The organism is Agrobacterium sp. 22094 (assembly GCF_052046015.1).
In the GTDB taxonomy this organism is placed as follows: domain Bacteria; phylum Pseudomonadota; class Alphaproteobacteria; order Rhizobiales; family Rhizobiaceae; genus Agrobacterium; species Agrobacterium cavarae.
This window is the reverse complement of record NZ_JBQEPX010000001.1, coordinates 1,265,417-1,279,107: the sequence shown is the minus strand read 5'-3', so window position 1 is coordinate 1,279,107 and position 13,691 is coordinate 1,265,417. Positions and strand designations below refer to the sequence as shown.

Here is a 13,691-nt window from a genome sequence, read left to right as displayed (position 1 = left end):
GCTTTACGGCTTGATCGAGCCGACCGCCATCGAGTCGACATTGCGCGCCAACGTCAGGCCGATCACGGGAATCATCTGGTCTGCGACCTTTACCGAGATCGTGATGTTCATCGACTTGTTGTCTTCCATCACACGGGCAACCATGGCGCCGTTGAGCTTCGCACGGTTGATGCCGAGCACCACCTTGTCGCCACTGACCTGTCCGGAGGTGACGTCCAGTCCCTTGCCCTCGGAGCCATCGAGGAACTTGCCCTCATAGCCACTACCCTTCTTGGCAATGATGGCGGACATGGGCTGCTTGAAGACGCCAACGCGGCAGGTGCCGCCAAGCTTGATGCCGGTCTCTTTTTCACCCAGCGGTTCGCCGGTGAGATCGCAATTGAACTTGGTGCCCTTGTACTTGCCCGCGACGATCTCGCCTGGGCCGGACCACGTGCCGGCGACCGATCCGAAAAAGACATCGTCACGCGATGCGGCTTGAACGTCGGAAACTGCGAGCCCGCTGCTCACGGACATAACGGCGGCAAGCCCGCCCAGAAGCGAAAAGAAGCGCGAAAACATGATACTTTCCCTGGCGAGTAGGTCGCTTTGTGTGGGAGCAATCTATGTCGCGAATGGTTAACGCTTGGTATATTTCGCCGAAATAAGGATAACGAATTGTAACCATTTCGTCCTGAAGAGCCCTGAAATCAGGGCTTTTCCGTCTTTAAACCACCTTTCAGATCCGGTGTGAGATCGGACATGAAGTCGCTGATGCCAGGCCGTTTGAGAGCCCGGAAAGGAAGCGGGCGGCAGAGGTCCATTGCGGCAATACCGATCCGTGCGGTCATCAGTCCGTTGATGACACCTTCGCCGAGACGGGCCGAAAGGCGCGAGGCGAGACCATGTCCAAGCACCTGCTGAGCAAGCCCATCACCCACCGCAATCGAGCCTGTCACCGCCAAATGAGCAATCACATCGCGCAGCAGCCGGATCATGCCGAGCGTTCCGGGACGTCCGCCATAAAGTTCTGCCATGGCGCGAACCAGCCGGGTCACTTCAAACAGAACATAGGCCAGATCGACGACCGCCCGCGGGCTGACGGCAGTCACGACGGAGACGCGCTTCGAAGAGTTGAGAATCAGCGCACGCGCCTGCCGGTCAAGCGGGGTCAAAAGCTCCCTTTCGGCAAGCTCCATCAGATGCGGGCCGTCGATCACGTCGTTTTCGGTATCCTTCAGCGCAGCACGACCTTTTGCTGTCTCCGCCCGGTGAGAAAGGACAGCCGTCAGCTTTGTGATAACCGAGCGCGCGGCAGACGCCTTCTTTTGGCTGGCAGCGTCTTGCGCATCGGCTTTCAGTGACTGCACCGCATTCAACCGCATGATTCCGAAGACTTCTCGCCCGACAAGCACAAGGACGGCGAAGACGGCAACGATGAGGGCAATGCTCGCGGTATAACCCAACCAGTCAGAGCGCGAAAACAGGTCGCGGATCAGCTGGTCCGCCCACAGCCCGAAGGCAAGTGCCAGCAGAACGCCAACTGCGCCGAGAGCAAGCTTGCCGAAGGAAAAGCGGTGACGACGCGGTTCAGCCACGGGAAGCCGTGCTGCATCGATCTCTTCCGGTGCCAGGAATGGATCCTCTTCATCCGGCACCATGGACACATCGCTATCGAAGCTGCGCGGCTGACGCCGTGGCAAAGCCGTCGGCGCGTCTTGTCTCGCTTCCGTTTCCAGCGTGAAAGCGGCGGGTCTGCGGGAAGAGCCGTTAGTGTCGTCTTTCATGCGAGCTTGTCTCCAAACAGGAACTGCATGGCGCGGTCGAGCCGGATATGCGGAACCGAGAGCTTGATGCCGCCAGCCGTCTCTTCGAGCTTCGGCGGACGAAAGCGGATGACGTTGACGTCCGGCAGGTCTGCCGAAGCGCCCTGCGCGTCGATCTGGCGAAACAGCGGCTCGGGGTCTTCCGGCAGATCGCCGGGAAAGATTGCAGTGCTGCGATTGCCATCGAAGACCTCACCATTGATCGTCTCGCCGGCAATCGGCGTCCCGACGATGACCGGCAATGACGCGCCGTCCTGGCGCACGCTTGCTTCCTTCGTCGCGCGCACTGAGGCAAGCGCCATGACTTCGATACCCGCCCCACTCATGCCGATCGCCGTCACGGCGCGATCGACCAGACGCGCTGTGAGATTTTCCAGCCGATCATGACTTTCGTGGTGCAGATGATCCGCCTTGGTCGCGGCCACCAGCACCTTGTCGATTCGCCGTCCCACGAGTGACGAGAGCAGACTGTTCTTGCCAGGGCGGAAACAGGCAAGCACATCGCCAAGCGCGCGCTCCAGATCCTGTACTGCTTCCGGTCCGCGATTGACCGCCTGCAGCGCGTCGATGAGGACGATCTGCCTGTCGAGACGGGCGAAATGCTCGCGGAAGAACGGCTTCACCACGATCGACTTATACGCCTCAAAGCGCCGCTCCATCATGGCGCGGAGCGATCCTTTAGCAGCCTTCTCGGTGCCGATACCGGGAAGAGGTGAAAAGGTGAGGGCAGGAGAGCCCTCGAGATCGCCCGGCATCAGGAAGCGGCCGGGCGGCAGTGTCGAAAGCGAACGTTCATCGGATTTGCAGGCCTTGAGATAGGCCGCGAAGCTTTCTGCCAGGCGCTTGGCGGTCATCTCGTCGGCAGGTGCATCGATATCGAGAGAGGACGCAATCTCCAGCCAATCGCGGGCAAGCTCGGCGCGCACACCTGTCTGCGCCAGCGAGACCGTGTTGTCGCTGAAGGTCTTGTAATCCTGTGCCAGCAGTGGCAGATCGAGCAGCCATTCCCCCGGATAATCAACGATATCGATGGACAGCCTGCCCGGTGAAAACCACCGTCCCCAGCCGCTCGCGCTCTGGTAATCCAGCGTGATGCGCAGCTCCGAAATCGCACGCGTGGAGTCCGGCCAGACACGGTCTCGCACCAGTGCCTGGATGTGATCTTCGTATTGGAAGCGCGGAATGGCGTCATCGGGTTGCGGCTCCAGGCGCACATTCGAGACCCGGCCGGACCGGGTTGCCTCGAAGAGTGGCAGGCGTCCACCATTCAGGAGATTATGGACGAGCGACGAGATGAACACCGTCTTGCCCGCGCGCGAAAGTCCCGTCACACCGAGCCGCAATGTTGGATTGGCAAGCGCATTTGCCCGGTCGGCAAGGTTGTCGAGGGCGATCAATGCACTGTCGGTGAAGGATGTCAGGGATGGTGGCAATGACTCTTCCTAAAAATAATCGGTTTCCCGAAAATATATAGGGTTGTCGCATGCTCAAAAAAGAAGCGCCGAAGAAAGTTTTGCGCGGCCTTCGATCTTGGCTATGGCGTCAGAAAGTCGATGAGGCGCCAGGAGTCGCGCTTGGCTTTGTCCCTAGACGCGCAGTCCAGCACCGCGAGCCCGGCCGTGGGAAACCCGTGCGGCAGCGACGATTCGAGGATGTCGCGGCCGAGCAAAGCTTCAGCAACGGCCTCCATTGTCGGATTATGTCCCACAAGCATGAGGGAGGAAACCTCGTCCCGTGCAAGCGCGAGATTGAGATAGGTTTCAGCCTGCGCATTATACATTTCGTCCAGATAGGACGCTGCAATGGCTCCCCCGAATGAATGCAGGAAAATCCGCGTGGTTTCGCGACATCGGGTGGCGGCGGAGCTGATCACGAGCTCCGGGCGATAGTTTTTTTCCGCGGCGGATTTGCCGATGAGAGCGGCCTCGGCCTTGCCCTCCTCGGTTAGTCTTCTATCGAAATCGCGTTCGCCGGGTTCCGCCCATCCTGCCTGGGCGTGACGCAACAGATAAAGCCGGAAAGTTTGCTGTTGAGACGGCGCCATTCCGGAGCATCCTAATGCAATCAAAGAGGGAGAACGATGTTTACAGGAGGAGGGGGCAAACTCGCAAGAGGCGTCGATCGCGAAGCAAGTCTAGATAAAGTGATTGAAGAAATAATCCGTGACGTCGCAATAATGTATAAAAAATAGTCGTTTAGATGATTTTTATGACAGATTTAAAAATGCCTAAAAACGAATCTCCAGACTTGAATGGCTACACGGCATTGGAGTATACCCCCGCCATATGAGATGTTCTTCGAGGAGAATCGCGTTGAGTGAGAAGATCGATCTTAGTAACTATGTGCTCTCGGAAAACGATGAGTTCATGAATGCCAACCAGCGCGCCTATTTCAGGGCCAAGCTGATCGGTTGGAAAAACGACATTTTGCGAGAAGCGCGCGAGACACTTGGTCATCTCGCAGAGGAAAGTGCCAATCACCCTGATCTGGCTGACCGCGCTTCATCCGAAACCGACAGAGCCATCGAACTTCGAGCCCGCGATCGTCAGCGCAAGCTGATTTCCAAGATCGACGCCGCCCTTCAGCGCATCGAGGACGGAACCTACGGCTACTGCGAGGAAACAGGCGAGCCGATCGGTATCAAGCGTCTGGATGCTCGCCCGATCGCAACGCTGTCGATCGAGGCGCAGGAGCGTCACGAGCGTCGCGAAAAAGTGTACCGTGACGAGTAGTCAGTCCTATCAGATATGATGATCGGAAGGCTGCCTCAGAAATGAGGCGGCCTTTTTCATGCCCTCAAAAAAATGCCCGCGACTTGCGCGGGCATTCCAGACAATCTTTCGATCGATATTATTCGACGACGACGTCGCCCTCGCGGTAAGCGCGGCTTGTGCCAACGCTGCCGCCGAAGAGAGCGGCAACCGCACCGACCAGGAGCGCGCCAAAGGCAACGTAAGAGGCTGTCGACACGGCGGTCGCAGTTGCCTGAGCAGCTTCGGTCGCACGAACCTTGGCCTGCTCTACAGCCTGACGGTACTGATTTTCGTAATCTGTGACCTGCTGGCGGGCCTGATCGACCGGGATATTCTGTGCGCGGGCAAGGGCGTCGGCGGCACGGTTGCGTGCATCTTCAGCCTGAGCCTGGTCGCCAGTCAGCACGGCGCGGACGGCGCTGACGGCTGTATCACGCAGCGCCTGCGGATCGTTTCCACCGCTCGCATCGCGAATGCGCTGCTCGATACCCGCCAGTGGATCGGATGTGTTGGCAAGCGCAGGGGCTGCAGTCGTCGCAGCGGTTGCGATTGTCGAGCCTGCGCCGGAGAAGACGCTCGTCACACCAGTGAATGCGCCGCCGATCAACGCTCCAACCGAGGTGGTCAGCATATAGAAGACGATCAGCGTGGTTACGGCCCAGGTGGTCAGGCCATGAAGGGCGCCAGTGGAACGGACCGCGCGGCCAGACAGGCGGCTTGCGACATAGCCACCGACGAAGGACGAGATGATGCCGCTGGCGATGATCCAGATAACGGAGCCGGTCGAAAGCGACATTGCCGATGGCGTATCGTTACGAGCAGGGTCGATTACGCCAGCACCTATGGCGGCGCCGAGAATGTTGAGAACCAGCTGAAGCGTCAGTGCCACGGCGACACCGGCAAAAACGCCACCCCAGGAAATACGTGTCACGGCTTCCGGCAAGACTGCGCTGCGCGCGGCCACCGTCGATGTTGCATAGCGGACCTGATCGGCCATTTGAGACTCTCCTAATGTATCGCGCGATGGTTGCGCATGCCGAGCAACGGCCTTTCCATCCGTTTGTTCCATTGCGCACTAAGTTATCGCGGATACTGAAGTGTCTCTGATTTGCCGCCTATCGCTATGGTTGTGATCAATCACTTATCTGTCTATCGCTGGTCCAGAGGCTTGCGCAGACGCCCGGCTGCATCCTGGATATATTGCCAGGCCACGCGACCGGATCTGCCGCCACGTGTCGTCGCCCATTCCAGCGCTTCGCGGTGGAGGACATCGCGCGCGCGACCGAGGTCGAAATGGTCCGCATAGCCATCGATCATCGCCAGGTAGTCATCCTGGCTGCATTTATGGAACCCAAGCCATAGGCCGAAGCGATCGGACAGCGAGACTTTTTCCTCGACCGCTTCAGATGGATTGATGGCAGTCGACTGTTCATTTTCCATCATGTGTCTCGGCAGGAGATGACGGCGGTTGGAGGTCGCGTAGAACAGCACATTCTCAGGGCGGCCCTCAATACCGCCATCCAGTGCCGCCTTCAGAGACTTATAGGCCGTATCGTCATGGTCGAAGGATAGATCGTCGCAGAAGAGGATGATTCTGTGCGGAGCGGCTTTCAGAATATCGAGGAGGACGGGCAAGGTGTGAATGTCTTCGCGGTGCACCTCGACGAGCTTCAACGACGTACCGCTTGCTGTGCGCACGTCTTCGTGAACCGCCTTCACCAGCGATGATTTGCCCATACCGCGCGCGCCCCAAAGCAGCACATTGTTGGCAGCAAAGCCTTCTGCGAAGCGCAGCGTGTTCTCATGCAGGATATCCCGGACGTGGTCCACACCGCGGATCAGCGTCAGCGCAATTCGGTTCGGACGCGGGACGGGCTGCAGCCATGCATTGCCAGGCGTCCAGACGAAACAATCGGCACTATTCCAGTCATTTGACGCAGGTGCGGGGCCTGCGAGCCGCTCCACGGCGTCGGCAAGACGGCGAAGTTCGAGAAGCAGGAGTGCGCTGGTTTCTTCTGACGTCATGATCGATGCTCCTTGTCGACTTTCCGCTGCTCGTTGAACCCGGTCAAATGCCGGAACAGACGTGGAATTTGCGCGGCCTAGCATGGTGTTTCATGCCCCGAAAGAGTATGAGCCGTGGAAACGGTACGGGGGTCGAAGTCTTTCTGTTGCATTCTAGGGGATCGCAACTATATTCCGGCGGCTTGAAAGCTGGCCAGTGGCTTAAGACTGTGCCTGAAATCTGAGGAGTTTTTTATGTTCATTAGCCAAGCCTTTGCTCAGGATGCAGCAGGCGCACCATCGGCTTTCGGGTCCGGCCTGGAAATGCTTTTCCTTTTCGCCCCGCTCATGGTCGTGTGGTACTTTTTCCTGATCCGTCCGCAGCGCGCGCAAATGAAGAAGCGTCAGGAGACGCTTACCAACATTCGTCGTGGCGATCAGGTTGTGTTGGGCGGCGGCATTGTCGGCAAGGTGACCAAGGTTATCGACGATAACGAACTTGAAGTCGAAATTGCCGAAGGCGTCAAGGTCCGCGCATCGCGCACCTATATCGCCGAGGTTCGTGTCAAGGGTGAGCCGGTCAAGACCGAAGCTCCTGCTAACGCGAAGTAACAATAAGCAGGCTGCGCATCGACGCGGCCTGGGTTTTCTAACCCAACCCTGACCGAGACCGAAATGCTTCATTTTTCCCGCTGGAAAACAGTCTTCATCTGGTTGATCGTGCTGATAAGCGCCGTCATCGCTTCCCCCAACCTGTTCACGGACAAGCAGCTGGAGGGAATGCCTAACTGGTACAAGCACAACAAGGTGACGCTTGGTCTCGACCTTCAGGGCGGTTCCTACATCATGCTCAAAGTCGAGCGTTCCGACATCGTCAAGGAACGTCTCGAAACCATCGTCGGCGACGTCCGCGCCCAGTTGCGCGACGCCAATATCCGCTATTCCGGTCTGGCCGGTAACGGCCAGCAGATCCAGGTTCGTATCACCGATCCGGCTCAGTATGAGGCGGCCAAGAATGCGTTGAAAGATCTGACGCTGCCAGTCTCCGTCGGTACGCTGACCGGTGGCTCGGTGCAGGAAGTGACGATGAGTGACGGCGGCGACAATCTCCTGCGCCTGAACCTCACCGATGCAGGCATCGATTATCGCCTGTCTTCTGCCGTTTCCCAGTCGATTGAAGTGGTGCGTCGTCGTGTCGACGAACTCGGCACGACCGAACCGCTGATCGTGCGCCAGGGCAATGACCGTATCATCGTTCAGGTTCCCGGCCTCCAGGACCCACAGCGCCTTAAGTCGCTGTTGAACCAGACCGCCAAGCTCTCCTTCCGCATGGTGGATACATCCATGCCTGTTCAGGAAGCGTTGAACGGACGCCCACCTGCGACCGATGAGATCCTCTATTCGCAGGACGACCCGCCGGTTCCTTATCTCGTCGAGCGCCGTGCGCTGGTCTCGGGCGACAATCTTGTCGATGCGCAGGCAAGCTTCAATCAGCAGACGAATGAGCCTGTTGTGACATTCCGCTTCGACAGCCGCGGTGCGCAGCGTTTCGCCCAGGCCACCCAGCAGAATGTCGGTAAGCCTTTCGCCATCGTCCTCGATAATAACGTTATTTCTGCACCCGTGATCCGCGAGCCAATCATCGGCGGTTCCGGCCAAATTTCCGGTAATTTTACTGTTCAGGGCGCGAACGATCTCGCCGTGCTGCTGCGCGCCGGTGCTCTGCCTGCAACATTGACGGTTGTCGAAGAGCGTACCGTCGGTCCAAGCCTTGGTAGTGACTCCATCAATGCCGGCCTGACCGCGAGTGCCATCGGCGCCATCGGCGTCGTCCTTTTCATGTTTATCTTCTATGGCTTCTTCGGCCTGCTGGCGAATATCGCGCTTGTCATCAATATCGTGATGCTCCTGGCGCTCCTAAGCGTTATCGGATCGACACTGACCTTGCCGGGGATTGCCGGTATCGTCTTGACGATCGGTATGGCAGTGGACTCGAACGTTCTGATCTACGAGCGAATTCGCGAGGAAGTCAAAAGCGGCAAACCGTTGATATCATCGCTTGAGAACGGGTTTACCCGCGCCTTCGCCACCATCATCGACGCTAACCTCACGACATTCATTGTGGCTTGCGTGCTCTTCTATATGGGCACAGGTCCCGTGAAGGGCTTCGCGGTGACGCTTGCCGTCGGTATCGTCACGACGGTATTCACGGCCTATACGCTGACAGCCTGGCTCTTCGGTGCCTGGGTTCGCCGTAGCCGTCCTAAACATCTGCCGAAGGGCGTGCGCACGGGTATGTTCGACGGAAGAGATATTCCGTTCATGAAGTATCGTCGGTTCGTCTTCGGCCTTACCGCCGTTATCATGCTTGCCTGCGTCGGCGGCTTCATGACAAAGGGCTTGAACCTCGGCATCGACTTCCAGGGCGGATCCATCATCGAAGTTCGGTCGAAGAGCGGCGATGCCGATCTCGCAGATATTCGTGACCGTCTCAGCCAGTTGAACCTCGGTGAAATCCAGGCGCAGAGCTTCGGTTCTCCGCAGGACGTACTCATCCGCATCCAGGCGCAGGAAGGCGGCGAGAATGCCGAGCAGTCTGCAATCACGATGATCCGCGGCGAGTTGCAGGATAAGTATGACTTCCGCCGCGTGGAAGTCGTGGGACCGGCCGTCTCGGGCGATCTCACCGTCACCTCGACCATCGGCATCGCGCTCGCCATGATCGCGATCATGATCTACATCTGGTTCCGCTTCGAGTGGCAGTTTGCGCTCGGTGCGATCATCTCCATGGTGCACGACGTGGTCTTCACCATAGGCCTCTTCGTCTTCCTGGGGATCGAGTTCAACCTCACCAGTATCGCGGCGATATTGACCATTATCGGTTACTCGCTGAACGATACGGTGGTCATTTATGACCGAATTCGAGAGAACCTGCGGCGCTACAAGAAAATGCCGCTGTCCATGATCATCGACGTCTCTCTGAACCAGACGCTGTCGCGTACGATCTTGACCGGCCTGACCGTCATGCTCGCACTGCTGTCGCTCTATCTCTTCGGTGGTGAAGTCATTCGCTCCTTCACCTTCGCCATGCTCTTCGGTGTCGGTATCGGTGTGTTCTCGTCGATCTACATCGCGGCTCCTGTTCTGATCGCCTTCAATCTACGTCCGACCAGCACGGATGCCGATGACAAGGACGAGCAGAAGGCGAATTCGATCAGCGGCAAACCGGCAGTCTGATGGCTGGCGGACTCGAAATACGCCCGGCCCATTTTCCTGGCCGGGCGCCTATCGATGCTTATGGAAATGGCGGTTTTCGCTTCGCCGAGATGTCGCATCGCGGCTCGCTTCTCTGCCTTCCTTCCGGCATTCACGGATGGGACGTGACCGATCCCTCGCAGCTTTCGGTCGAAAACTTCACCAAGGTTCTGGAACAAGCGGCCGACATTGAGTTTCTATTGATCGGCATGGGCGACTCCATGCGGGTCGTCCCGAGAGAGTTGAAGGCCGCCTTGAAAGAGGCTGGCATCTCTGTCGATCCGATGAGCACGGGTGCCGCGGTCAGAACATACAACATCATGCTTTCCGAATCGCGGGCAGTGGCTGCCGCCCTGATTGCGGTCGAAGGCTGAAGAACGGTTATCGATGACAGATCTGTCGGCGGATAAGGGCGCGTGCCTGACGATGCTGCGTGACATGGATCGCGACCGATATCTCGCATGCCTTCTTGCGCCGGAAGACAAGCGCGGTGATCTCGCGGCCCTTTACGCTTTCAACGCCGAGATTGCCCGTATCCGCGATATCGTTCGTGAGCCGCTTCCAGGCGAAGTGCGCATGCAGTGGTGGCGCGATCTCCTGGAGGGAAATCCGCATGGGGACAGCGTCGGCCATCCTGTTGCCGCAGCACTGCTCAACGCGATCACCACGCATAATCTGCCGCGGCAGACTTTGATCGACATGATCGAAGCGCGCATCTTCGATCTCTACGATGACGTCTTCGAGAATCGCAACGCTCTCGAGGGTTATGCGGGCGAGACGGCGTCTGCATTGATACAGCTCTCCAGCATCGTGCTTTCGCCGGATGATGCAGCGAGAAACGCCGAGACCGCGGGCCACGCAGGCGTTGCCCAGGCCATGGCTGGCATGCTGCTGTTGATGCCGCTGCATCGCCGTCGAGGTCAGGTATATGTCCCGCAGGACGTTCTGTCGGCAGCCGGATTGAACCGCGAGAGTTTTCTGGAAGGCAAGGACCGTAAAAAGGTCGGTGCGGCGATCGAGATATTCTGCGCGCATGCTCAGGATCATCTGAACAGGGCGCGCCAGACGTCCCTGCCTAAAGCGGTCGTTCCCGCTTTCTTGCCCGTGGCACAGGTCGAGGCTGTGTTGAAGGCGGCACGTCGCGCTGGCGCGGACGTTGTTGAAAACGGCATCCAGCTCTCATTGCTCCGTCGCCAGTGGCTGCTCGCTAAGGCCGCCTATCTGAAGCGGTTCTAGAGCGTGGCACGCAAAGCCGCAGCGGCTTTGCGATAACGACATGCCTTCAAAGCGCAGTGGGTCTTTTGGGCGCTCCACCTTTTTGAAATCTCAGCACGATGCTGAAAGCGCGCTTCACCTCCGCGCAAGTCTTGGTTGCTAAGCCGCTTGATGAGCTGGTATGGACGACAGCATTGTCCAATACATGATTTCGAGAAGTCTGAGCGTGTCTTGTAGGTCCCGAAGGGCTGACGACGCTCCAAGGAGTGACAGAGATGAGCCTCACCATTTGGATCATCATCCTCGCGCTTTTGATCGCGGTCGCGATCTATCTCTGGCGCCTGAAGCGTTTCTCGGAAGGCGAAAGCAGCTACGATACGGGGCAGGCCATTTTGGATTTCGCCCGGGCCTTTCCCAATGAGGCGATCCGCAGCCTGCATATGACCGCCGACGGCAACGCCGTTTTCGTTCGGTTGCATGACAACAAGGCTGGCTTCATGCGCAACATGGGCAAGCACAATGCCTGCATGATGCTGAATCCGGAGCGCATCACGGTGGAACATCTGGAAAGCGGCGACGGTTTTGTCGTCACCTTCATCGACACGCCCAAATATAGCGGTGCCTATCGTTTCAAGACGGTTGGGGAGGCCGCAGAAGTGTCTCTCTGGTTGCTTGGCAGCTATCTGGAAGCAGCGGATGCAGAGCCTGATCAGCCTAAGGAAGCTGACGCCAGCTCCTCACCTTCCTCCGCGACCTGATTAAGAACCGGCGCTTCGACGCCAAGCCATGTCGCGCAATCTTGTAGCGCGCGGGCGCACATCAACTGACGCTTCATGATGGTCTTGTCCTTGCCGCGGAAGCGCTTCACGCCTTCGGGCTTGACGATCGAGCCCGGCGCAAGCTCAGGAAACAGGCCGAAATTGACATTCATCGGCTGAAATGAACGCTTGCCCGGTTCCTCGTCGGTGGAAAGATGCCCGCCTGTAATGTGGTTGAGCAGAGCGCCAAGCGCAGTCGTCGCAGGCGGCAGGCGGACCGGCTCGCCCTTATGCTCGGCACTGGCGAACCGACCGCAAAGCAGCCCGATGGACGCACTCTCCACATAGCCTTCGCAGCCGGTAATCTGGCCGGCAAAACGAATGTCCGGACGGGATTTCAGCTTCAGCGACGGATCGAGCAGCCGCGGCGAATCGATATAGGTGTTGCGGTGCAGGCCACCGAGACGCGCAAACTCGGCGTTTTCCAGGCCCGGAATCATACGGAAGACGTCCGCCTGCGCGCCATATTTGAGCTTCGTCTGGAAGCCGACCATATTGTAGAGCGTGCCAAGGGCGTTGTCCTGACGCAGCTGTACCACCGCATAGGGCTTGACCGTCGGGTTGTGGGCATTGGTCAGACCCATCGGCTTCATCGGGCCGTGACGAAGTGTTTCGCGTCCGCGTTCCGCCATGATCTCGATTGGCAGACAGCCATCGAAATAGGGGGTGCCTTCCCATTCCTTGAAGCCGACCGTATCGCCGGCGATCAGCGCATCGATGAAGGTGTGATACTGCGCCTCATCCATTGGGCAGTTGATGTAGTCCTTGCCGTTGCCACCAGGTCCCACCTTGTCGTAGCGGGACTGATACCAGCAGATATCCATATTGATGCTGTCGCGATGGACGATCGGTGCGATTGCGTCGAAAAACGCCAGCGCATCTTCGCCTGTCTCCGCCTGGATGGCGGCGGCAAGCTCGGGCGCGGTGAGCGGGCCTGTGGCGATGATCGTGTTGCCCCATTCCTTCGGCGGGAGGCCCGGCACAACTTCGCGAACAATGGTGATAAGTGGATGCGCCTCAAGTTGCGCCGTAACCGCTTCGGCAAAGCCATCGCGGTCGACGGCGAGAGCACCGCCGGCCGGAACCTTGTGCTTGTCGGCGCAGGCCATAATGAGCGAGCCCGCCAGACGCATTTCCGCATGAATGACACCGACGGCGTTGGCCGTCGCATCGTCGGAACGGAAAGAGTTGGAGCAGACGAGCTCCGCAAGACTGTCACCCTTGTGAGCATCCGTGCCGCGAACGCCGCGCATTTCATGCAGGATGACGGGAATGCCAGCCTGGGCGATCTGCCAGGCCGCTTCCGAGCCGGCAAGGCCGCCGCCAATGACGTGGATGGGAGAGTTCATATTGTCTTGCATCGCGCGCTCACGTTGCCAACCGGCACCAAGGGTGCTGCGGGTCGACCATGTTTCTTGATTGGCTTAGCCTCACTCTGAGGAGGCATTTGCCCGATGCAGTATCACGAGCAGTGCGGACCGCCAAACTTTTTCGAAAGCTTGCGAGCCTGCGACGTCAGGAGAAGCAGATTCATGCGACGATCGTGAGCGACCCGCAAGAATCAAAAAACGGCGCTCGTGGCGCCGTTTTTTTGCCTGTCGCTCAGCCATCCGGTGCCGTGGGAGGTCGGCTCTTGCTGATGACCTTGTACGCTGATTAGCGGAACGAACGGGATGCGACGTTACGGATGTCGTAACGGGTCAGGCCGATATCGCTGAGAGCCTGGTTGGAGAGGCTGCCCAGTTCGTTGAGCGTACGGCGATAGCTGATCCAGTTCTTTGCGATGCGAAGCGGGTTCATGGTTGTTTCCTCAATCTTTGATGTGTGTGATCTTTAAAATT

Annotated in this window: 14 protein-coding genes; 6 read left to right on the top strand and 8 right to left on the bottom strand. The window is 58.4% G+C overall.

What is annotated here, in order from left to right:
• Positions 1-3: 3 nt before the first annotated feature.
• From ACTJK5_RS06100 to ACTJK5_RS06085, 4 genes are all read right to left on the bottom strand, one after another.
• Positions 4-561, bottom strand: a complete 558-nt coding sequence (locus tag ACTJK5_RS06100; RefSeq protein ID WP_062425458.1) for a hypothetical protein — start codon at positions 559-561, stop codon at positions 4-6.
• A 128-nt stretch (positions 562-689) separates the two neighbouring features.
• On the bottom strand, positions 690-1,766 hold the full coding sequence (locus ACTJK5_RS06095; protein ID WP_113179527.1) for a YcjF family protein: 1,077 nt from the start codon (positions 1,764-1,766) through the stop codon (positions 690-692).
• Positions 1,763-3,238 (bottom strand): YcjX family protein, encoded by a 1,476-nt coding sequence (locus tag ACTJK5_RS06090; RefSeq protein WP_113179528.1) that lies wholly within the window; start codon positions 3,236-3,238, stop codon positions 1,763-1,765. Before ACTJK5_RS06090 ends, ACTJK5_RS06095 begins: the two co-directional genes overlap by 4 nt.
• Positions 3,239-3,339: 101 nt before the next feature.
• Positions 3,340-3,849 carry a SixA phosphatase family protein gene (locus ACTJK5_RS06085; protein ID WP_113179529.1) on the bottom strand — a complete coding sequence of 170 codons (510 nt, stop codon included), beginning with the start codon at positions 3,847-3,849 and terminating at the stop codon, positions 3,340-3,342.
• Positions 3,850-4,117: 268 nt separating this feature from the next.
• Here ACTJK5_RS06085 and dksA point away from each other — a divergent pair, with 268 nt between their 5' ends.
• Complete coding sequence (gene dksA / locus ACTJK5_RS06080; RefSeq protein ID WP_062425454.1) at positions 4,118-4,537, top strand: RNA polymerase-binding protein DksA; 420 nt, start codon at positions 4,118-4,120, stop codon at positions 4,535-4,537.
• A gap of 118 nt (positions 4,538-4,655) precedes the next feature.
• Here the strand turns inward: dksA and ACTJK5_RS06075 are convergent, their stop codons facing one another.
• Both ACTJK5_RS06075 and ACTJK5_RS06070 read right to left on the bottom strand, forming a co-directional pair.
• A complete protein-coding gene (locus ACTJK5_RS06075; RefSeq protein WP_062437668.1) occupies positions 4,656-5,555 on the bottom strand; it encodes a hypothetical protein in 900 nt (299 codons plus the stop codon).
• 152 nt (positions 5,556-5,707) lie between these two features.
• Positions 5,708-6,583 (bottom strand): ATP-binding protein, encoded by an 876-nt coding sequence (locus ACTJK5_RS06070; RefSeq protein ID WP_440612012.1) that lies wholly within the window; start codon positions 6,581-6,583, stop codon positions 5,708-5,710.
• Positions 6,584-6,817: 234 nt separating this feature from the next.
• On the opposite strand from ACTJK5_RS06070, the gene yajC reads away from it, so the two are divergent.
• From yajC to ACTJK5_RS06045, 5 genes are all read left to right on the top strand, one after another.
• Positions 6,818-7,174 (top strand): preprotein translocase subunit YajC, encoded by a 357-nt coding sequence (gene yajC / locus ACTJK5_RS06065; protein WP_062425451.1) that lies wholly within the window; start codon positions 6,818-6,820, stop codon positions 7,172-7,174.
• 63 nt (positions 7,175-7,237) lie between these two features.
• Positions 7,238-9,799, top strand: a complete 2,562-nt coding sequence (gene secDF / locus ACTJK5_RS06060) for a protein translocase subunit SecDF (RefSeq protein WP_313059339.1) — start codon at positions 7,238-7,240, stop codon at positions 9,797-9,799.
• Positions 9,799-10,191, top strand: a complete 393-nt coding sequence (locus tag ACTJK5_RS06055) for an Mth938-like domain-containing protein (RefSeq protein ID WP_113179532.1) — start codon at positions 9,799-9,801, stop codon at positions 10,189-10,191. Before secDF ends, ACTJK5_RS06055 begins: the two co-directional genes overlap by 1 nt.
• A 13-nt stretch (positions 10,192-10,204) precedes the next feature.
• On the top strand, positions 10,205-11,053 hold the full coding sequence (locus ACTJK5_RS06050) for a phytoene/squalene synthase family protein (RefSeq protein ID WP_113179533.1): 849 nt from the start codon (positions 10,205-10,207) through the stop codon (positions 11,051-11,053).
• A 254-nt stretch (positions 11,054-11,307) separates the two neighbouring features.
• Complete coding sequence (locus tag ACTJK5_RS06045; protein WP_062437659.1) at positions 11,308-11,790, top strand: hypothetical protein; 483 nt, start codon at positions 11,308-11,310, stop codon at positions 11,788-11,790.
• Here ACTJK5_RS06045 and trmFO read toward each other — a convergent pair.
• Together trmFO and ACTJK5_RS06035 are read right to left on the bottom strand one after the other, a co-directional pair.
• Positions 11,742-13,211 (bottom strand): methylenetetrahydrofolate--tRNA-(uracil(54)-C(5))-methyltransferase (FADH(2)-oxidizing) TrmFO, encoded by a 1,470-nt coding sequence (trmFO, locus tag ACTJK5_RS06040; protein ID WP_112358460.1) that lies wholly within the window; start codon positions 13,209-13,211, stop codon positions 11,742-11,744. The genes ACTJK5_RS06045 and trmFO overlap by 49 nt on opposite strands.
• A gap of 295 nt (positions 13,212-13,506) precedes the next feature.
• The gene (locus ACTJK5_RS06035) at positions 13,507-13,650 is read right to left on the bottom strand and encodes a DUF1127 domain-containing protein (protein WP_082447266.1); all 144 of its coding nucleotides are present in this window, start codon (positions 13,648-13,650) and stop codon (positions 13,507-13,509) included.
• Positions 13,651-13,691 lie beyond the last annotated feature (41 nt).